This is a genomic window from Zunongwangia sp. HGR-M22 (assembly GCF_027594425.1).
Taxonomy (GTDB): Bacteria; Bacteroidota; Bacteroidia; order Flavobacteriales; family Flavobacteriaceae; genus Zunongwangia.
In genome coordinates, this window is sequence record NZ_CP115159.1 from 189,532 (window position 1) to 208,985 (window position 19,454).

The 19,454-nt window shown below is 33.9% G+C and carries 20 protein-coding genes; 9 read left to right on the forward strand and 11 right to left on the reverse strand.

All coding sequences use genetic code 11. From position 1 onward, the window contains the following. Positions 1 to 142 precede the first annotated feature (142 nt). Entirely contained in the window at positions 143 to 1,219 is a 1,077-nt protein-coding gene (locus tag PBT91_RS00755; protein ID WP_270059906.1) for an isoaspartyl peptidase/L-asparaginase family protein, read from the reverse strand. A 283-nt stretch (positions 1,220 to 1,502) separates the two neighbouring features. Between PBT91_RS00755 and PBT91_RS00760 the strand changes: the two genes are divergently transcribed. From PBT91_RS00760 to PBT91_RS00790, 7 genes are all read left to right on the forward strand, one after another. Beyond that, entirely contained in the window at positions 1,503 to 2,045 is a 543-nt protein-coding gene (locus tag PBT91_RS00760) for a 3-hydroxyanthranilate 3,4-dioxygenase (protein ID WP_270059907.1), read from the forward strand. Positions 2,046 to 2,072: 27 nt separating this feature from the next. Then, on the forward strand, positions 2,073 to 3,626 hold the full coding sequence (amaB, locus tag PBT91_RS00765; RefSeq protein WP_270059908.1) for an L-piperidine-6-carboxylate dehydrogenase: 1,554 nt from the start codon (positions 2,073 to 2,075) through the stop codon (positions 3,624 to 3,626). A gap of 135 nt (positions 3,627 to 3,761) precedes the next feature. Further along, positions 3,762 to 4,616, forward strand: a complete 855-nt coding sequence (locus tag PBT91_RS00770; protein ID WP_270059909.1) for a helix-turn-helix domain-containing protein — start codon at positions 3,762 to 3,764, stop codon at positions 4,614 to 4,616. Between the two features lie 146 nt (positions 4,617 to 4,762). Beyond that, positions 4,763 to 4,939: an alpha/beta hydrolase-fold protein gene (locus PBT91_RS17630; RefSeq protein ID WP_443089631.1), complete on the forward strand. Its 177-nt coding sequence runs from the start codon at positions 4,763 to 4,765 to the stop codon at positions 4,937 to 4,939. An 18-nt stretch (positions 4,940 to 4,957) separates the two neighbouring features. Further along, on the forward strand, positions 4,958 to 6,247 hold the full coding sequence (locus PBT91_RS17580) for a tetratricopeptide repeat protein (protein ID WP_333474210.1): 1,290 nt from the start codon (positions 4,958 to 4,960) through the stop codon (positions 6,245 to 6,247). Between the two features lie 36 nt (positions 6,248 to 6,283). After that, the gene (locus tag PBT91_RS00785) at positions 6,284 to 7,948 is read left to right on the forward strand and encodes a hypothetical protein (protein WP_270059910.1); all 1,665 of its coding nucleotides are present in this window, start codon (positions 6,284 to 6,286) and stop codon (positions 7,946 to 7,948) included. Between the two features lie 71 nt (positions 7,949 to 8,019). Continuing rightward, the gene (locus tag PBT91_RS00790; RefSeq protein WP_270059911.1) at positions 8,020 to 8,883 is read left to right on the forward strand and encodes a tetratricopeptide repeat protein; all 864 of its coding nucleotides are present in this window, start codon (positions 8,020 to 8,022) and stop codon (positions 8,881 to 8,883) included. 8 nt (positions 8,884 to 8,891) lie between these two features. On the opposite strand, the gene PBT91_RS00795 is transcribed toward PBT91_RS00790, so the two are convergent. The 6 genes from PBT91_RS00795 to PBT91_RS00820 form a co-directional block, all read right to left on the reverse strand. Then, entirely contained in the window at positions 8,892 to 9,476 is a 585-nt protein-coding gene (locus PBT91_RS00795; RefSeq protein WP_270059912.1) for a PhnA domain-containing protein, read from the reverse strand. 141 nt (positions 9,477 to 9,617) lie between these two features. After that, positions 9,618 to 10,334 (reverse strand): LytR/AlgR family response regulator transcription factor, encoded by a 717-nt coding sequence (locus PBT91_RS00800; RefSeq protein ID WP_270059913.1) that lies wholly within the window; start codon positions 10,332 to 10,334, stop codon positions 9,618 to 9,620. Beyond that, positions 10,334 to 11,350, reverse strand: coding sequence for a sensor histidine kinase (locus PBT91_RS00805; protein WP_270059914.1), 1,017 nt, complete (start codon positions 11,348 to 11,350; stop codon positions 10,334 to 10,336). Before PBT91_RS00805 ends, PBT91_RS00800 begins: the two co-directional genes overlap by 1 nt. Continuing rightward, a complete protein-coding gene (locus PBT91_RS00810) occupies positions 11,347 to 12,288 on the reverse strand; it encodes a DUF5694 domain-containing protein (RefSeq protein ID WP_270059915.1) in 942 nt (313 codons plus the stop codon). Before PBT91_RS00810 ends, PBT91_RS00805 begins: the two co-directional genes overlap by 4 nt. Before the next feature lie 2 nt (positions 12,289 to 12,290). Then, positions 12,291 to 13,157, reverse strand: a complete 867-nt coding sequence (locus tag PBT91_RS00815) for a DUF5694 domain-containing protein (RefSeq protein ID WP_270059916.1) — start codon at positions 13,155 to 13,157, stop codon at positions 12,291 to 12,293. A 110-nt stretch (positions 13,158 to 13,267) separates the two neighbouring features. Continuing rightward, positions 13,268 to 13,816 carry a DUF3575 domain-containing protein gene (locus PBT91_RS00820; protein WP_270059917.1) on the reverse strand — a complete coding sequence of 183 codons (549 nt, stop codon included), beginning with the start codon at positions 13,814 to 13,816 and terminating at the stop codon, positions 13,268 to 13,270. A gap of 251 nt (positions 13,817 to 14,067) precedes the next feature. On the opposite strand from PBT91_RS00820, the gene PBT91_RS00825 reads away from it, so the two are divergent. Further along, positions 14,068 to 14,463: a YkvA family protein gene (locus tag PBT91_RS00825; protein WP_270059918.1), complete on the forward strand. Its 396-nt coding sequence runs from the start codon at positions 14,068 to 14,070 to the stop codon at positions 14,461 to 14,463. A gap of 55 nt (positions 14,464 to 14,518) precedes the next feature. On the opposite strand, the gene PBT91_RS00830 is transcribed toward PBT91_RS00825, so the two are convergent. The 4 genes from PBT91_RS00830 to PBT91_RS00845 form a co-directional block, all read right to left on the reverse strand. Beyond that, positions 14,519 to 15,523 (reverse strand): acyl-ACP desaturase, encoded by a 1,005-nt coding sequence (locus PBT91_RS00830; protein ID WP_270059919.1) that lies wholly within the window; start codon positions 15,521 to 15,523, stop codon positions 14,519 to 14,521. A 163-nt stretch (positions 15,524 to 15,686) separates the two neighbouring features. Then, the gene (locus tag PBT91_RS00835) at positions 15,687 to 16,418 is read right to left on the reverse strand and encodes a metallophosphoesterase (protein WP_270059920.1); all 732 of its coding nucleotides are present in this window, start codon (positions 16,416 to 16,418) and stop codon (positions 15,687 to 15,689) included. A 1-nt stretch (position 16,419) separates the two neighbouring features. Further along, positions 16,420 to 17,556 carry an ATP-binding protein gene (locus tag PBT91_RS00840; RefSeq protein ID WP_270059921.1) on the reverse strand — a complete coding sequence of 379 codons (1,137 nt, stop codon included), beginning with the start codon at positions 17,554 to 17,556 and terminating at the stop codon, positions 16,420 to 16,422. 1 nt (position 17,557) lies between these two features. Then, positions 17,558 to 18,307, reverse strand: a complete 750-nt coding sequence (locus tag PBT91_RS00845) for an SDR family NAD(P)-dependent oxidoreductase (RefSeq protein ID WP_270059922.1) — start codon at positions 18,305 to 18,307, stop codon at positions 17,558 to 17,560. A gap of 165 nt (positions 18,308 to 18,472) precedes the next feature. Between PBT91_RS00845 and PBT91_RS00850 the strand changes: the two genes are divergently transcribed. Continuing rightward, positions 18,473 to 19,276 carry a DUF4382 domain-containing protein gene (locus PBT91_RS00850; protein WP_270059923.1) on the forward strand — a complete coding sequence of 268 codons (804 nt, stop codon included), beginning with the start codon at positions 18,473 to 18,475 and terminating at the stop codon, positions 19,274 to 19,276. Positions 19,277 to 19,454 lie beyond the last annotated feature (178 nt).

Sequence of the window (19,454 nt, forward strand, 5' to 3'; positions counted from 1 at the left end):
ATATAAATTCATTTTAGAGAAAGCGCTTAGTCGTTCAATTAAAAATTTAATAACTGAAAATTTTTAGTATTTCTACAAAAACCTTCAAATTATTGAAAAACAGAAAGTTATACTTTTGAAAAAGTAAGGCACTATTTTATAATTATTCTCCGTAAATACCTAGATTTAATTCTCCGTTTTTATTCATTGTTGCTCGATACATGCCTGCGGTATTAAATTCCATCGCAACATTTCCTTCATGGTCAATGGCGATAATGCCACCATCACCACCCATTTCTGGTAATTTTTTCTGAATAACTTCGGCAGCAGCTTCTTGTAAACTCAAGCCTTTATATTCCATTAAAGCTGAAATATCATAAGCTACAACACCACGAATAAAAAACTCTCCCCATCCGGTAGAAGATACTGCACAGGTGGCATTATTTGCATAAGTTCCTGCACCAATTATGGGAGAATCGCCAATTCTATTCCATTTTTTATTGGTCATTCCGCCGGTCGAAGTTCCTGCAGCAAGATTTCCGTTTTTATCTAAAGCCGCACAACCCACAGTTCCAAATTTGGAATTTTTTATAAAAATGTCATAGTTCGCCGCTGTTTTATTTCCTGCCTTTTTAGCTTCTCGCTCTTTTAAACGTTGTAAACTTTTAAAGCGGTTTTCTGTATAAAAGTAGCTAGGATCAACAATTTCTATTCCGCGTTGCTCTGCAAATTCTTCGGCGCCTTTTCCTGCCAGTAATACATGTTCTGAATTTTCCATGACTTCGTACGCCAAATTTATTGGATTTTTTACATTCGTAACTCCCGCAACCGCACCGGCATTTAAAGTTTCACCGTCCATGATCGATGCGTCTAACTGGTTGGTTTCGTCGTTGGCAAAAACCGCTCCTTTGGCCGAGTTAAATAATGGCGAATCTTCCATCACATTTATCGTGCGTTGTACCGCCTCGATCGCGGTGCCACCATTGGCTAAAATTTTGTGACCAGTTTTTATGGCTTCTTCTAATTTTGCTTTGTACGCATTTTCTAAAGAATCGGTCATATTTTCTTTAAGGATCGTCCCAGCTCCACCGTGAATTACAATCCCAAAATTAGGAATGCTGTCTTTTGTTTTTTCTGATATATTTTCTTCGGAAGTAGAAGTTGCTGAGGTTTCATTTTCTGAAGTTTCCCCGCAGGAAATAAAGGCAAAAATGCTAAAAAGAAGAAGTAGTTTTTTCATGGAATATTAGGTTTTGCATGGCCTGAAGTTATATAAATTAATTGAAATGTTTAAACCCGCGTTAGTGATAGGAGTGAAAAGCCCGTAAAGCGCCTTTTTTGGCGGTGCGGACTTGCAACGGATAGCACGGTAGGCAAAAAGCAGCGCGTTTTGCCTAAACGCCCAAAAGCTTAAAAATCTGCTCTCTTTTTGAGTGGGATATATCTATTAAATTGACAGATATTTATTGAATCTTGATTTTCTTTTGCTCATATTATGTAATTTTAGGTTCAAAATTCAGAATATGGCTGTAGCTAAACCTTTTAACCTTAATAATTGGATCGAAGAAAACAGAGATACTTTAAAACCACCTGTTGGAAATCGAAATTTGTATAGAGATGCGGGAGATTTTATTGTGATGATCGTTGCCGGGCCCAATGCCAGAAAGGATTATCATTATAACGAAACTGAAGAATTATTTTATCAGCTGGAAGGTAATATTCAGGTCAATATTCAGGAAGATGGACAGAAGAGAACTATGGAACTGGGACCTGGAGATATGTATTTAAATCCGGGTAAAATTCCACATTCTCCCGTAAGAGAAGAAGGTTCTTTGGGCTTGGTTGTAGAGCGCAAAAGAGCGCATTTAGAAGGTAAAGATGGATTGCTTTGGCATTGCGATAACTGTAACCATAAGTTATACGAGGTTTATTTTCCTTTGGAAGATATCGAAGTAGATTTTTTAAAGCATTTTAAATATTTCTACGAGAATGAAGATTTAAGAACCTGTGATAATTGTGGAGAGGTGATGCCTGTAGATCCACGATTTGTAGCTGATGAATCTTAGATTGAGTATTAAGTTATACCATAAAAAATGAGTGAAATTGCTAAACAGTTTGGGATCGATAAAGCCTTAGAAGAATTAGGACTACAAGAAATAAATAATGGAACTTCTACGGGAAAAGATTTTTTCGGTAACGGAGAAATTATCGAATCATATTCACCCGTAGATGGAGCTTTGATTGGTAAAGTAAAAGCAACCACCAAAGAAGATTACGAAAAAGTAATTACTACTGCACAAAAAGGATTCTTAGAATGGCGAACAATGCCGGCACCACAGCGAGGCGAAATTGTAAGAAAATTTAATGACGAACTGCGCCGTTTAAAAGAACCATTGGGGAAACTCGTTTCTTATGAAATGGGAAAATCTTACCAAGAAGGTTTGGGTGAAGTTCAGGAGATGATCGATATCTGTGATTTTGCCGTAGGTCTTTCACGTCAATTACACGGATTAACCATGCATTCTGAACGTTCCGGCCATCGAATGTACGAACAATATCATCCGCTTGGCGTGGTTGGGATTATCTCGGCTTTTAACTTCCCGGTGGCGGTTTGGTCTTGGAACACGGCTTTAGCTTGGGTCTGTGGAGATGCTTGTATCTGGAAAGGTTCAGAAAAAACTCCGCTAACCTCGGTAGCTTGCCAGAATATCGCAGCGCGTGTTTTTTCTGAAAACGGAGTGCCTGAAGGAATTTCTTGTTTAATTACTGGAGATTATACGGTTGGTGAATTAATGACCAAAGATGAACGTATTCCGCTAATTTCAGCCACAGGTTCCACCCGAATGGGAAAAACCGTAGCGAAAGAAGTAGCAGGACGTTTAGGAAAATCTTTATTAGAATTAGGAGGAAACAATGCTATTATTGTAACCCCAGATGCGAATATTAAAAATACGGTAATCGGTGCTGTTTTTGGCGCGGTAGGTACTTGTGGACAACGTTGTACTTCTACCCGTCGTTTAATTGTTCACGAAGATGTTTATGATAAAATAAAAGATGCGATCGTCGATGCTTATAAGCAAATTAAAATTGGTAATCCGTTAGATGAAAACAATCACGTAGGACCGTTAATCGATAAAGATGCCGTGAAGAATTACCAACATGCGTTAGAAAAAGTAGTTGAACAAGGCGGAAGAGTATTAGTTGAAGGTGGCGTTTTAGAAGGCGAAGATTACGAAAGTGGCTGCTATGTAAAACCTGCTATTGCTGAAGCTGAAAACCATTTTGAGATAGTGCAGCACGAGACTTTTGCTCCTGTATTATATATTATGAAGTATAAGGGCGATGTGAGCAACGCGCTAGAATTACAGAACGGTGTTCGCCAGGGACTTTCTTCTGCAATTATGACCAATAATTTACGAGAAGCTGAACGTTTCTTATCGGTGGAAGGATCTGATTGTGGGATTGCCAATGTAAATATTGGAACTTCCGGAGCTGAAATTGGTGGTGCTTTTGGAGGTGAAAAAGAAACTGGTGGTGGTCGTGAATCTGGTTCTGATGCGTGGAAAGTTTATATGCGTAGGCAAACCAACACGATCAATTATACTACTGAATTGCCATTAGCACAGGGAATTAAGTTTGATTTGTAAATTCTCACTCAATAGAGTAAAGATTTTCCATATAAAATACCTACAAGGACTCTAAGACCTTGCAGGAATTAATCTAAACCTCACAGGTTTTCAAAACCTGTGAGGTTTTTTAATTTAGCTATATTTGTGCTTCTTATGTTTGTTGGAGTTATGGATACAGCTACTTTTTTCACTTGTAAACCTTCAACAAAACTTCAACCATACATTGCCTATTATTATTTTCATCAATCTGATGATGAAGATTTTCAGCAATCGTTCACCTATTACCCTCATTATAAAAATGCACTTACCATATATAAAAATGTGGATTATAATATTTTGCCAGATTTTTCTGTTGAGGTTTCTTCAGCTAAAAAAGATTCTTTGAAGCTTATTTATTCTAAAGTGTATCAAAATTTAGGACGGGTGAACTTAAATGGAAAGTTTTCAAAAATTGGAGTGGCTTTTCAACCCTTAGGGATACAACATTTTATAAGCAAAAAATATAGTGAAGTTTTTCCAGAACCTATTAATTTAATTAATCCGTTCGGAGTTGAATTCGACCAAGTTTTAAATCGTGTGTTTTCAACTGAATCTATTTCAGAAAAGGCGAATTTGTTAGATAAATTTTTTCAACAACAATACCTTGGTTTTGAAGAAGAAAGAATCATTGGAGCTGTGAATAAAATTATAGAAAGTAAGGGTGTGATTTCTGTTTCAGCACTGGCTTCAGGTTTAAATGTTCATCGTAAAACTTTACTTCGATTATTTCAAAAGCATCTCGATTGCTCGGTTGAAGAATATCGGAAATTAGTCCGATTTCGATTTGCATTAGAGAAAATCAAACAAAGCAGTGATGTACATCTTACTGCAATTTCAGCCGATTATTACTATGATCAATCAGATTTCATAAGACAGTTTAAAAAACTTACGCAATTATCACCCAAAAAGTTTATGACTGCTGTAACTAAACTGGGCGATGAAGATACTTTTTGGAATTTTAATGGCTAGGTGTCCCAATACTACATTTTTTTAAAACCAGCTACTTCTATTTTTGTTGAAAAGTAATCTGATGAGTTCTTGTTCTAGTTACAAGCTTCATTGAGGATATGAAAATAATGTAACTATTTAAATATCAACTCTTATTTGTTGTAAATATGAAAAACCTTATTCACATATTATTATTTGTTTTAACAGCTAATTTCTCATTTTCACAAATAACAAAAACTGAAAAAATTTTTTCTAACGTCATTAATGATTCAATAAAATTATCAATATATCTTCCTGAAAATTGGAATGAAAATAAAAAATATCCAGTAATATACGATTTTTAAATGTTGAGCATTACTGATATGAATTCCAAAATTTTTTCAGATAATATTTCAGTTTATAGTGAATATTTACGACTTATACCACAAACTATTTTGGTGTCTATTGATCTGAAAAATGGAGATGAATTAGGTTATTCTTATCAATCTGCAACAATAAACGAAAAGGGGGAAAAGTTTTTATCAGCAATAAACGAAAATGTTTTTCCATTTATAGAAAGTAATTATAATGCAACATCTGGATTTAGAAGTTATTTTGGCCACTCATATGGTGCAAGCTTTGGTAATTATCTTTTTTTAAATAAACCCTCTTTTTTCAATTCATATATTTTAATTGCTCCAGAGCAATTGGACGAGTCCAATCCTCAATTTGAAATTAATAGAGATTTAATTAATTTTTATAACAACAGGTATACAACTTATTATGTAGCTGGAGGAGGAAAAGATATGGAAAGAAGACAAAATTACGTGAGAGGTATCTCCCAGGAGATAAAGAAATTGGGTACAGATAAATTCAACTTCGAATCGAAAATCTTCTCTAATGCTAATCATTTAACGATAATTCCTAAGTCTATTCCAGATGCTCTAGAAAAAACTTTTGAATTGTTTTATTCATTCAGAAATATAGATTTTGAAAGTATTGAAAATTCAATTGAATATTTCAATAAAATAAATTCAAAGCTTAACGATAACTTTGAAGTTTCTATAGAGAAAAATAATTCCAATTCGGTTTTTTTTATGCAATTAGCTGTTGCTAAACAGGATTCTTCAGCATTAGAATTTTTCGCAAATTACTTTCTTTCAGAAAATAGTAGAGGTCTTGATTACTACAATTTTGCATATAGCTTTAATACAATTAACGCTAAGAAAAAAGCAATAGACTATTTTCAAAAAGCAATTCAACGAGCAAAAAGAGATGAAAAAGAAAAACATTCATTACAAAATGCTATTGATATTTATCAATCATACCGTTCTATAGCTTTAAATGTGTATGACGAAAATCCAACAATGGCATTGATGAGTTTAAACGAGGCATATGAGGATATTCACGATATTCGATTGAAATATTTTATGGGAAAAATAGGTATTCAAAATAATATGAAACTTAAAGAAAGTGTAGAGTATTTGAAAGATTATATAGATGACGGGAATAACAATGACCTGTGGGGTTATGTAAGTGATGATGCGTATTATCAGTTGGGTAAAGGTTACAAACTTTTGAATAAAAAGGAAAAATCAAAAAAAGCTTTTCAGAAATCTTTAGAATACAATCCAGAAAATGAATCTGCAAGAAAAGCGCTAAACGAGTTATAAATACTACTGCTTTTATTTTTACTAAAAAACAATCTAATGAAATCTTCTATTTTTATTCTACTTTTCACCATAAGTTATTTAGCTACTGCGCAAAACTATGAGGAAAAATTCCATTTGGCCGATAGTTTGGTATATGCTGAAGCCGATTCTATCGCAAATGCCAAAAAAGGTTATCAACTTTATAGGGAATTATATAAAGAAGTACCTGAAAAAATAACTTTTTGGAATTTATATGATTTGGCGTATGCTGCGAATAAGTTTAACGATACCGAAAAAGGTTTTTATTGGTTAGAAAAAACCTTAGCGCATTACCGAGAAGATGACGTAGCTTTTATAGTTGATAAAGAAGCGCAAAAAGAGCTTTATAATTTAGCAAAATCGCCTAAATGGAAGGATTTTCAGCAAAAGGCACAAGCAACAATTAAAAGTTATATTGCTGAAATTAAGGAAAATCAGCAAGAATTAATTGAAAAAGGACTAGGAGGGATTGATTTAGAAAAGTTGAAAAACAGCAAAGCCCTGTATCAAAAAATCAAATCTTATCGGGATTATCCGGAAATTCCTTCAGAAATTTTTGGTTTCATTAAGTTAAACGACACTCTTGAAAATAATTTCTTCGCTCGTGTTTCTTCCGGTTATCAACCCAATCAACCAGCTAAAGTGCTGTTCTTTTTAAATGGAGCGGTGCGTTACCAGAAAATTCCAAGTTATCCAACGACATATATGGAAAAAGGGTGGCAGCGCTTTTATAAAAAATATGCTGAAGATTATAATGTGATTATGGTTTATCCTAACTGTAATGAAGAATTTAATTGGATGTTAGGGGATCAAGGTTTTGCAATTGTGCCTAAAGTTTTAAAAGAGCTTAAAAAATTTGTAAATATTGATGATCATCAGGTTTACGTAACGGGGCATTCTAATGGAGCGACTGGTGCTTTTAGTTATGCGATGAAAAATCCGAATCCATTTGCGGCTTTTTATGGGATGAATACTCAACCAAAAGTTTATACCGGCGGTACTTATTTAAAGAATTTAAGCAATCGTTCGTTTTATAATATTTCAACCGATGAAGATTATTATTTTCCTCCTAAGGCGAATGATTCTTTGGTGGTGTTAGCAGAAGAGCTTCAGCTTCGTTTTTCAGATCATCGTTATCAAGGTTTTCCGCATTGGTTTCCGCAGTTCGATGCTTCAGAAGAAGCCATAAAAGGAATTTTTGAAGATTTACTTCAACAAAAAAGAAATCCGTTTCCTCCTAAAATTTACTGGGAATGTGATGATGTTACCAATGGAAAAGTAGATTGGTTGGCGATTACCAAATTAGACACACTTCAACCTAAAAAAGATTGGCACAAGGAAGTAAATTTTACGATTCACGAATGGCTTTCTTATGATGAAAATGATTCGTTGGTTACTAAAAAAGTAAATCAAAAAGCCTTTGATTTTCCACGCAAATCAGCTGCGGTAAAAGCTAATTTTAAAGATAACCGATTTGATATTGAAACTTCTCGCGTAGGGAAGTTAAGTATTTATGTTTCTCCAGAAATGATAGATATGAAGCGTCCTGTTTTAATTTATGTAAATGGCAAAAAGGCATATGAAGCAATGCCAAGTTACGATCGAAATTTTTTAATTAAAAACTTCAAAAAATACTACGATCGCAAAGCACTTTGGGTTGAGGAAATTCAAATTGAATTATAAGTCTTCAAGTAAGATTTGTAACGAAATGTTCAATCAATCGTTTTAATAGAAGAAGCATAAAACTTAATAAAATGAATAAAATTTTCTTCAGTTTAATTTTACTAGTAACAATTAGTAGTGGTTTTGCCCAAAACAATCCAGAATTACAAAAAATGGCAGATGCCGATCAAGAAGAGCGATTTTCCGGAGAAGATTGGGCTACTGTTATGAAAAACGACAGCATTCGATTAGCTAAAGCCACACAGCTTTTTAATGATGGTGAATTAGAAACAGCGAAAGATTATTATAATGCCGGGATTATTTTTCAGCACGGTAAAGATACCATCGCCTCAAAAATGGCCGTAGAAAGTTTTAAAACAGCGATTGAAATGGATTCTACTCTCAACCGATGGTGGTATGCTGCAGCAGTAGATCGTGATTTGATGCGACGAGACGTACCACAAATTTACGGTACACAATATATTGGCGATGGTTCTGGAAAACAAAAACAGTATAAGATGGATACAACCCAAGTCTCTGATAAGGAAAGAACCTATTACCGAGTACCCACTTTATCTCAACAAAAAGAGAATGAAAGAATAATGAACTTGAAAAAAGTTTTTTTCTACTATACAGAAACGAACTCGATTGACAAAACAATTGATTTAGTTAAAACCGAATTTAAAAAAGGAAAAGAAAGTGAATATTATATTGCAGAGAGCGATTTAAATAATTTTGGATATCATTTAATGTCGCAAAATAAATTAGAGGAGTCTTTAAAAGTTTTAAAACTGAATACGGAATTATATCCTAAAGCAGCAAATACTTGGGATAGTTGTGGTGAAATATTACTGAAGTTGGGCAAAGAAAAAGAAGCCATAAAAGCCTATAAAAAATCTTTGGCTCTCGACCCTAATAACGAAAATGCAAGAAATATAATTGAAGAACATAAGTAGCCAAAAGGCTACTTTGTTTTCTTCACGTATTGGGTAAGAATAACGATATGTTGGCCATCTACACGTCCTTCAATTTGCTCAGCATTATCGTGTACTAAAGAAATTCTATGCACGGGCGCGCCACGCTTTGCAGTAAAATTAGCGCCTTTTACATCTAAATCTTTAATAAGTACCACCGAGTCGCCATTGGCAAGAATATTACCGTTGCTGTCTTTATGAATTATTTTTTCAGCTTCATCTTCTGTTTCTAAACCATTTTTTGCCCAAGCTAAAGCTTCTTCATCTAAATACATCATTTCTAACAAATCTTGTGGCCAGCCTTCGCTACGTAATCTATTGAGCATTCTCCAAGCTACAATTTGTACCGGTAAATGTTCACTCCACATACTGTCATTTAAACAACGCCAATGATTAGGGTCTACTTTTTCTGGATCTTCAATTTGTGTGATACAATTTTTACACGCTAGAATAGAGTCTTCTAATGTTCCTTCTGAAGTTGGCGGTACCTGATAAACTTGCAAATCCTCTTCGTTACCACATAATTCACATTTGTTGCCACTACGTTCTACTAATTGTTTTTCAAGTACACTCATATTCTATAATTTTTTGCAAAAATACATTTTATTATTGCTTACAGAATAAAATACAAGAATTTGTTAAAATTAAGTTAGCGTTGTATTCTTGCTGCTTCGCGAGTTAGGCGTGATTTATATGCAAAATAATAATTATGAAATTTAAAGTTTTTTAGTGTTTATTTTTTTGAAGAATTCTGCGCGATAGGTGTCACCTAGCGGAAGATTTTTTCCGTTGATCCAAACTTCAGAAGTATCGGTTTTTTCAATTTTATTTAGAGCAACAATGTATGATTTATGAATTTTAATAAATTGATCTTCAGGTAGACTTTGTTGGATTTTCTTCAATGTATTATAAGTCACTAGCTGCTCGTTTTTGGTGTGAATCACTACATAATTTTTAATGCTTTCAGCATAAAGAATATCATCTAATTTTACTTTTTGAAAGCGATTTTTTCCATCAGTTTTTACAAAAAAATAGTCTTCAGATTTTACAATTTCAGTGCTTATTTCCGAAGAAAATTTCTTTTTTACTTTCTCTACAGCTTCAATCAATCTGGGAAATGCGATTGGTTTTAAAAGATAATCGACGGCATTTACCTGAAATCCTTCAACTGCAAATTGCGCATAAGCGGTAGTAAAGATAATATTGGTCGAATCTCCAATAATTTTTGAAAGTTGAATTCCGGTAAGTTCGGGCATCTGTATATCCAGAAATACCAGATCTGGTTTATGTTTTTTGATTAATTCTAAACCTTCTAAAGCATCGGTAGATGAAGCCAGCAATTCTAAATCCTTCATTTTTCCTATAAAAGTTTCCAGCACTTTAATTGCCGGCGGTTCGTCGTCGATAATGATACATTTTATAATCTTCGCCATTATTTTAAAGGAAATTGAAGTTTTACAAAATAAGAATTTTCTTTTTTGAAGTGTTCTAAATGATAGTCTTTGCCAAAAAGTAGCATTAATCTTTGCTTAATATTTTTATAGCCAATTCCCGATTCAGCATAGTTTTGCTGAGGTTTAAAATAGTTTTCGACTTTAAAATGAAGCTGATTTTTATCGATTTTCAATAGGATGTCAACAGGTTTTTCTCGCTGATTTAAAATTCCGTGTTTAAAGGCATTTTCTACGAAATGAATTAAAAGTAAAGCGGGGATTTTTGTGTTTCCGACCTCTTCAGGGAAATTGGCATTAATAAAAAGTTGATTCGAAAACCGACGCTGAAAAAGATTAATATAATTTTTAATAAAATGAATTTCATCTTTCAGCAAAACATATTCGCTTTCATTTTCGTAAGTGACATAGCGAAGCATTTCTGAAAGTTTAAGAATGTCGTCGCTAAGTTTTTCATCGACCACCAAAGCATCTGCGTAAAAACTATTAAGTGTGTTGAATAAAAAATGCGGACTCAACTGTGATTTCAAAACCTGAAGTTCAGCCTGTTTTTTCTCCAAACTTAGCTCGCTAATTCGCTTATTGATGCTGAATTGATATTTTACAAAATAGAAAATCAAACTCAAAAGAAATATTCGGATCGCGTAATACGAGTTATCGAAAATATAAAAAAGTGGTTTTCGGGAATTGGGATAGTAATTATGCTCTCCCGTAAAACCATACATAATCACTTCTTCTATAAGATACCGAAGCCCGGCAAAATACAATAAACTAAATACTAATCCTAAAAATAAGTATCTCCATTTTTTCTGCGGAATTGTTTTAGGAGCGATGAAACAGTAAACTAAATAAAATAAACTCACCTGCAAAAGGGCAAATTCTAAACTTCTTAAGCTGAATGTTGTAGTTCCCCGAAGTACAATTTCAGCAAAAATATCCATTGCAAAAAAGAGTACCCAAAAGATCAAATGATATGTGACTTCCTGTTTTTTGGTCATAACTCGTTTAACAATAATACATTAATTTCAGGAAAATTGGCTTTTAGTTCTTTTTCGATGCGATAAATATGCGCTGCCCCTACAATCACTACGCTTTTTTTAGCTGAATTTCCCATAACTTGAGATCCTATATTTTGTGCCATACGATGATTTCTACGATTCCAAAAATTCAAGCCTTCGAGACAACTTTCTGTTTGATTTTTCACATAGCTGAAAGAGGCTAATTGATCTAAACGCTTCAGAGATTTTCTTTTGTTTACGTAGAAGCCCAATCTACCAAAGAGTGCAGGAATAATAGCCTTATTATAGTGCTTTTTGTTTAGTTTCTGGTTGATTTTATTATCGCCATTTTCGCGGCCATCTTCTGCACAGTTTTGCCAGGCTTGATGATATTCTTTATTAGTTTGCTGATCGTCCATTGATTGTAATTTTTTGATGTTTAATTGTAGGGCAAGTTTGGCAGTGAGATCGCCATCTTCGTGCCGAGTAGGTTTTGATGAACCTGAAATCCCATATTGCTGAATATAAGAATAGAAGTCATAATTTGCATAATCACGCAGATACCCAAAAGATTTGATAAGTTCTTTTAAATCTTTTTGAGTTAAGGCATTGAAGTTTTTATTTAATAATTTCTGAAATCGAGATTGGTCAAAATTGTAATTATTTTGAAGCGAATCTGAAAGTGCGTAAAATTCTTTATAACTGTTAGACCAGCCATCTTTTAGATACTCCCAACTAATCGAATCGTTTGGGCGCGGTGTTTCTACATAAATAGCTTCGGGTTGGTATTTCGCTACCTTTTTTAAGAGCGGTCTGTAACTATGCTTTACTATCTTTGGAACATTATGCATGGTTCCTATAAGTAGTACTTCTTTTTGTTGTCCAAAAGAGATCTGGCTTAGCGCTATGAAAATAAAGATGGTGATTAGCTTTTTCATGATTACAGGTCATTAAATTTTACCAGTTCAAATTCTGGGGTGCATTTAAAAAGCCATTTTAGGATAGAAACATGCCCGGCTCCAAAAATTACTAAGATTCGGTCATTCTGATTATGATTTATTTTCTGAATCTTCCTAAAGATCCTAAGATTTCTATTCATCCAAAACATCGACAATGCATCTGGACCTTCCATCTCTTCAGAAATAAATTGACCTCCTGAAATATAATCTCCAAATCCGCGATCCAACACTTTATCTGAATTCATATACTTAAAGGTTTTCAGCAGCGTGTTTTTGTATTCAACCTTATCTTTATATGAGTAAAATTCGTTGTAACGTCGCATAAATTTATCATCTCCTCCAAAGTGGTGTCGATCACTGATGCTATCTATATAATTTTGCGGTTTTTCAGAAGTTCTTTTTTTATATAGATCCAACATTAGATGTCCAGCATCAACACCATAAATAGTATCGAGTGCAAATCGATCTGCCAATCGCATTCCTATTTGACTGGATTCATTCGGTCTCAGTTTTTCTTCTCCATTTTTATACCTTTCGTAATTTTTTAAAAGATAACCAGTATTTTCACCGGTTTCGACCATGATCTTTGTGGGTTTGAATTTGCTGATGTAATTCAATAATTCCTGAAGTTCTTTTTGGCGTTTTTCAGAATAAATATTTATTTTCTTCTCTTCTGAAATTTTATGAGCATCCAAGCCTGGGTAATTAAAATGAAAACTTCCCACTAAAAGGACTTTGGGAACCTTTGCTCCCTTCCGAAGAAATTCATCTGGATCTTTTAAATTAGCTTGTGCTATTATTGAAGTGAAGCTAAAACTGAGTACAAGAGAAATTAAAATAGTTTTCATAAAAAAAGTGCTTTATAGATTTGAAACCAAAACTATAAAGCACTTGTCTTTTAATTTTTTAAATGAACTAAACACTCATTTTCTCAGGACAAAATGAGGTTTCTGTACAATTAAAATCTATAGCCAATCTGGAAACCTGCATTAAATTCGATTGCAGAAAACCGATCTTTTACCTCGTCACTAAAATTTCTTCCAATATTTATAAATGGTCCTAAAACAAATTTATTGTTGAAATTCCATTTATAACCGCCGCCTAGACCTACGATAAACGAATCCATATCTGTTTCTGATTCTACGATTCTTTCATCTATTGTTTCATCTTCTGTAAAATCACCTGTACGAATCTTGATAAAAGGATTGGCGTAAATTCCAGAACCTGCATCTTCTCCAAAATAGTAGTTATACCCAAACTTAAAGCTGGTCGTATTAAATTTTCTTGAACCACTTTCGCTATGATAATTTATACGGTCGTTAAATAGAACAATAGCTTCTACAGATTGATTCTCGTCTAAAAAACGCTCGTAACCAAATTCTACCGATGCAATAGCAATGGTGTTGGCGATATTTAATTTTATTTCATTTTGTGGATTTCCGCTGGTTTGCGCTTTAGCAAATGTGCTTAGACATATAGCACTTAGTAGAAAAAATACCTTCTTCATAAATCGATCTATTTTTGTTAGTGGCGCAAATATACTTTTTCAGTTTTAATAAATTTAATGTGATTGCATTTTAATTATTTCTGAAACAATAAGGCTGTTATGTTTAATCTGTTAGGAATAAGTGACTTTTGTGTTGAATGTGGTTCTTGTAGTAGTACCATAATTTACAATTTTACTCTTAAAACAATGATAAGGTTCTTAGAGGTTTGCTATAATTTTTATAATTTGGAACTCTATTTAAACAATCAAAAATGAGCATTTTCAGTAAAGATAAAATTGAGGAAGAACACCAGAAGAAACAGGAGGATTTTCAAGAAGAAGATGTAGAGACTGTTCTAGAGGAAGAGGAGAAAATCAAATCTAAATTTGAAAGTAAGAACGCGCTTAGACGATATTTTGATGATGCGCAAATCTTATTTAATTTGGTTAGAGATTACGCGAATGGTGATTATCGAGAAATCCCTTTTAATATTATAGCGGGTATTGGAGCTGCGCTGCTGTACGTATTGTCTCCTATAGATTTGATTCCAGATTTTATTCCTGTGGTAGGATATCTGGACGACGCTGCAGTTATTGCTTTTTCTTTAAGTCTTATTGAAAAAGACCTGGCAGTTTATAAAGTTTGGAAAGCTAATCGAAAAGCTTAAATAATACAATCAAAAAAGTCCGCTTTATAGCGGACTTTTTTGATTGTATCTGAGTTTAAATAATTCCGTTATTCGCTACCCATTTAAAAGTATATTGATCTTGCGGAATTGCGATACGATCTGCAATTCTCGTCATTCTATCGGGAAGTTTCATTAAGTAATCACGAGCTTTTTCAGCTTCATCTGTTAAGGCCCTCATTTTATCAATTTCCCAATAGTCATTTAATTTTTTAAGAATATCGATATAATCGTAGGTGGTATACACACCAAGGCGTTGTGCTGCATTCGAGAAGTTTTCGAAAGCTTCAGCAATTCCCTGTCCGCTCTCTCTTAAAAATTGAGCTGGCATGACAATTTTTTTCTTCATCATGTCGTGGAATGCAATCATCATTTCACTTGGATCGTGCTCAAATATGGTTTTTACAAATTCTCGATATGCCATGTAATGGCGCATCTCGTCTCCGGCAATGATGTTACACATTTTTCCAAGCATTTTATTGCCTTTTTTCTTCGCTAATTGTCCCACACGTTTATGAGAAATATTAGTGGCTAATTCCTGAAAACTGGTGTATACAAAGTTTTTATAAGGATCTCTACCAGTACCAATATCAAAACCATCGTTTATTAAATGCTGCGTGGTTTTTTCGATTTCTCGCATATCTACACGACCAGATAAATAAAGGTATTTATTAAGAGTATCACCGTGGCGATTTTCTTCACCTGTCCAGTGTCTTACCCATTTAGACCATGGATTTTGTTCGCCATCGGCACGACGTTGTTGGTCTACACCTTCTACATCCATTAGCCAGCTTTCGTAAGTAGGTAGGGCTTCTTCAGTAACCATATCTGCCACTAAAACAACCCAAAAATCGTAACCTAATTCTTTAGCTTCTTCGCGTAGTTGTTTCGCATTTTCTAAACCTTCTTCTCCCTGTAGATTAGGCAAAAGATCGGTAGGTTGCCAAATATCATCTACGGGAATTAGATATTCGTCAATAAACCCATCTACTTTTTTTTCGATGGTCTTCATTACTTCAAGTCTTATGTTTTCTAGGGCCATTATTTTTCTATGTTACTGTAAATTAATGAAAATTGTCTAAATTACAGAGTTATTAGCAAGTTAAAATGCAATAATCATGCAATTATTTTAACTAAATGCATGGTTTGCAAATTAAAGGGAAATACATTGAATTACAAAGAGCTAAATTTTTTACACTTGTAAATCAATTTCTACCACTTTCTTCAGGATACAAGGTATAAACAGGATCACTTTGCCATACTTTCTTAGAATCGACATCTATAGCAGATAAACTTCCTTTAAAAGCAGCACCTGTATCTACATTCCAAATATTCGCTTTATTCACCGGAAAGCTCTCACCAATGCGAGTTACCGGAGTGTGTCCAATAAAAATGGAATCGAAAACCTGTAATCGCTTCGGAAAAAAAGGACTGTCTTTTTTAATATTTTCATCTAAAGCTAAAGCCATTTCCCAAAGTGTACGATCCCAGTAAAATCCTGTACTGTAATATTCGTATTCTGGACCATGAAGATTAGTAAAGCCTGCGTGTACAAATAATCGATTTTGATCGTCTACGTAATAGTTTTGCATTTCAGAAAAAAATCGAAGATGTTCTTGCTTCTCTTCTTCGTTTAATCTCGCGTAACCATCAATACTGCTTTGCCCGCCATGATGTAACCATTTTTCAGTCATTGTGCCACTTTCCAACCATTGATGTGTAAGATCATCATGATTACCACGCATAAAAATACAATTGTAATCTTTTGATAATTCAATTAAATACGAAACCACATTTGCTGAATCACTCCAGCCATCAACATAGTCTCCAAGAAAAATAATGGTATCCTCTTTTGTAATTTCAACTTCCTCGTTTAATAGTTGTTTTAGTGCGCGTAGTCCTCCGTGAATATCACCTATGGCAAGCGTTCTACCCATGCTAATTGTATTTTACTTTTCTTAAAATTCGTGTACTTTCTTTATAATAATGGTAGGCTTCTCTGCTATACTTTTTTAAGAAGGGTTTTGCTTCTTCCAGTTTTTCCATCGCCTCTCCAAAGCCGTTAAGATAACAAAGCAAATAGGTTGATGGTAGGTTTTTAACATCCTTTCGTTGATTTTTAGTAAGTGGTAAGAGTTGTTTTAAGCGTGCCAACAGCAGATTGTTGCTATTGTAAATATGATAGAGCGTATTTTTATCGTACACCGGTGGCTCGAAAACTAGTTTGCTTTGTATTTCATAGGTCGCATTATCTTTAAAATGAATGATTACTTCTTCTAAAGGATAATAGTTGTAACTATTGGGAACACCAAGATGAACATACTCCAAAATCTTGAAAGTGTCGTTGTCTGAAGAAATACTTACTTCATCTAAATCTGAATAAAATAGTTTTACCTGCTCGTTGATAAGCGCAATATCTACTCGGCTAAAGTAAGTTTTTCCTTTTGCATGTTTCTTCTTCCCGGCCCAGCAGACCACAAAATATTCTTTAAAAACTTTATAGGTTGGATTTAGTTTTTTGTGATGATTAATGAAATCAAAAACTCCGTCTAGGGTTAGCTCAATATTATTTTGTGCATGTTTTTCTATGGCGGCTACAACTTCAGAATTTTCATCTTCAATTTTAATATCAAAATCCTTTGGCATGCTTATGCTGCCATCTCTAAGAAAAATGGAGCCTCCATAATACTTCCAGATATTTTTCCGAAGTGAACAAATTTGACCATTATTAGGTCTTATTGTTACTAAGCCTACCACCAAATGATCTGGAAGATGCGGAAAAGGAATGTTCTCGTAAATAATTTTAGGAGGATTGCTTAGATATGCATTTATAAGGTTCTGGATTTTACTGTCATCAAAAAAATCGATACCTAAAATTTCGTTGTCTTCATCTCTAACACCGATAACTATGTAGGAGTTGTTGTTTGGATTAGAATTTGCAAGTGCGCATATATGTTTTAAAAATTTAGCCTTCCCTTCTTTTTCACGAATGTTCAGCTGTAGTTTTTTATCATAAAAACTATTCTCGTCGTTATGCGCTAAAAGATTTTTTATAAGAAGGCGTTTATTAATCATGTTAGTTTTTGTCTACAATAGTGCTTGTGGCCTGCGAAGTGCACATTACGATTAAATCGGCAATATTTACATGATATGGTCTGGTAACTACAAAACGAATAATATCTGCAATATCTTCTGGTTGTAAAGCTTTAAACCCTTGATAGACTTTTTTAGCTTTTTCTTTATCACCTTTAAATCGAACATCACTAAACTCGGTTTCTACTAGACCTGGGTTAATTGCGCCTACACGAATTCCTTTGCCGTTTAGGTCTATTCTCATTCCCTGATTTAAGGCATCTACGGCATGCTTGCTGGCACAATAAACATTTCCGTTAGGATAAACCTCTTTACCAGCAGTTGAACCAATATTGATAATATGTCCAGATTTTCTTTCGATCATTCCCGAAATTACAGCTTTACTAACATAAAGTAATCCTTTAACGTTAATATCGATCATGGCATCCCAGTCTTCTATAGAGCCATCCTGGATAGTTTCTAAACCATGAGCATTACCAGCGTTGTTTATAAGGATATCGATATTAGAGAAATCTGGTGGTAAATTTTCAATCTTTTTAAAAACCTCTTCTTTATCTCTTACATCAAAACTTAAGGTTAATACATCAACTTTTTTGCTCAATGTTTCTTTAAGTTCATTTAGTCTGCCTTCTCGTCTTCCGCAGATAATTAGATTATAACCTTCTTCAGCTAAAGCTTTTGCTGTTTCTTTTCCTATACCGCTGCTTGCTCCTGTGATTAATGCAGTTTTCATTGTTAATTTTTTTTAAAGACTAATGTACTAAAGTATTTACAAGTAAGAGGTTTAGCCTAATTAATTAGATTTTAAATCTTGTTAAAAATAGTTAACAGGTGGAAACATGGAAAATGATATCGATTTTACAACGTTATTTAAGCTGAATAAACACAAATCTGATTTATGAAAAAACAAATTTTAAACTTTAAAACGCTATTTTTACTGGTATTTGCAGGTCTTACGTTAACCTCTTGTAGTGACGATGACGACAATGTTTCTACTGAAGAAAATGCCAGAGTCGCTTTTAGAATGGTCGATGCTCCCGGAGATTTTGATGAGGTAAATATCGATGTTGAAGAAGTTAGAGTACAAGTTGATGCTGAAGGTGAAGATGATGGGTGGATACTATTGGATACTGAAGCCGGAATCTATAATTTATTAGAACTTACCGGTGGGGTGTCGCAATTATTAGCCGACGAAGAAATTGCGCCAGGATATGCGGGACAAATCCGTCTAATTTTAGGAGATGATAATTCGGTAGTAGTAGATGGAGAACAATATGCACTAGCAACACCAAGCGCCCAACAATCTGGACTTAAATTAAACCTGGATAAAGAATTAGAATCGGGTGAATCATATACTTATACTTTAGATTTTGACGTAGAAGAATCGATCGTTAACCAAGGGAATGGAGGATATCTATTAAAACCTGTAATTCGTTTATCTGCGGAAGAAAATTCAGGTAAAATTGTGGGTGAGGTGCATCCTTCAGAATTTAGAAGTTTAGTAACTGCTAAAAATGCTACAAATACAATTTCTGCTTACACAAACGAAGATGGTGATTTTACACTTTACGGAGTGCCAGAAGGAACTTACCAAATTACGGTAATCGCAGAGGAAGCTTCAGGATTAGAGGCTATTACGAAAGACAATGTGGTTGTAGAAAACGGCGAAATTACAGATGTAGAGACTTTATTTTTAGAATAAATTTCGGCTTTTAGATAAAACAAAAATGGGCGCTTTTTTAGCGCCTTTTTTTGTTTTCAATTTTTTAAAGAAAGCTTCAGCGTAGTAATGATATGCTCTAATTTTTATTTTATTTGAGATTTAAATGAAAATAGTTATAATCTTAAGGTATTGATATTTAGTGTTCTATATTTTTTCT

Bases quoted from the DNA above. Each gene is read 5' to 3' on its own strand.
- PBT91_RS17580 (WP_333474210.1), top strand. From the start codon at position 4,958: ATGAATTCCAAAATTTTTTCAGATAATATTTCAGTTTATAGTGAATAT.
- PBT91_RS00825 (WP_270059918.1), top strand. From the start codon at position 14,068: ATGAGCATTTTCAGTAAAGATAAAATTGAGGAAGAACACCAGAAGAAA.
- PBT91_RS00785 (WP_270059910.1), top strand. From the start codon at position 6,284: ATGAAATCTTCTATTTTTATTCTACTTTTCACCATAAGTTATTTAGCT.
- PBT91_RS00790 (WP_270059911.1), top strand. From the start codon at position 8,020: ATGAATAAAATTTTCTTCAGTTTAATTTTACTAGTAACAATTAGTAGT.
- PBT91_RS00795 (WP_270059912.1), bottom strand. From the start codon at position 9,476: ATGAGTGTACTTGAAAAACAATTAGTAGAACGTAGTGGCAACAAATGT.
- PBT91_RS00840 (WP_270059921.1), bottom strand. From the start codon at position 17,556: ATGATTAATAAACGCCTTCTTATAAAAAATCTTTTAGCGCATAACGAC.
- PBT91_RS00835 (WP_270059920.1), bottom strand. From the start codon at position 16,418: ATGGGTAGAACGCTTGCCATAGGTGATATTCACGGAGGACTACGCGCA.
- PBT91_RS00845 (WP_270059922.1), bottom strand. From the start codon at position 18,307: ATGAAAACTGCATTAATCACAGGAGCAAGCAGCGGTATAGGAAAAGAA.
- PBT91_RS00830 (WP_270059919.1), bottom strand. From the start codon at position 15,523: ATGGCCCTAGAAAACATAAGACTTGAAGTAATGAAGACCATCGAAAAA.
- amaB (WP_270059908.1), top strand. From the start codon at position 2,073: ATGAGTGAAATTGCTAAACAGTTTGGGATCGATAAAGCCTTAGAAGAA.
- PBT91_RS00760 (WP_270059907.1), top strand. From the start codon at position 1,503: ATGGCTGTAGCTAAACCTTTTAACCTTAATAATTGGATCGAAGAAAAC.
- PBT91_RS00800 (WP_270059913.1), bottom strand. From the start codon at position 10,334: ATGGCGAAGATTATAAAATGTATCATTATCGACGACGAACCGCCGGCA.
- PBT91_RS17630 (WP_443089631.1), top strand. From the start codon at position 4,763: ATGAAAAACCTTATTCACATATTATTATTTGTTTTAACAGCTAATTTC.
- PBT91_RS00805 (WP_270059914.1), bottom strand. From the start codon at position 11,350: ATGACCAAAAAACAGGAAGTCACATATCATTTGATCTTTTGGGTACTC.
- PBT91_RS00815 (WP_270059916.1), bottom strand. From the start codon at position 13,157: ATGAAAACTATTTTAATTTCTCTTGTACTCAGTTTTAGCTTCACTTCA.
- PBT91_RS00810 (WP_270059915.1), bottom strand. From the start codon at position 12,288: ATGAAAAAGCTAATCACCATCTTTATTTTCATAGCGCTAAGCCAGATC.
- PBT91_RS00755 (WP_270059906.1), bottom strand. From the start codon at position 1,219: ATGAAAAAACTACTTCTTCTTTTTAGCATTTTTGCCTTTATTTCCTGC.
- PBT91_RS00770 (WP_270059909.1), top strand. From the start codon at position 3,762: ATGTTTGTTGGAGTTATGGATACAGCTACTTTTTTCACTTGTAAACCT.
- PBT91_RS00820 (WP_270059917.1), bottom strand. From the start codon at position 13,816: ATGAAGAAGGTATTTTTTCTACTAAGTGCTATATGTCTAAGCACATTT.
- PBT91_RS00850 (WP_270059923.1), top strand. From the start codon at position 18,473: ATGAAAAAACAAATTTTAAACTTTAAAACGCTATTTTTACTGGTATTT.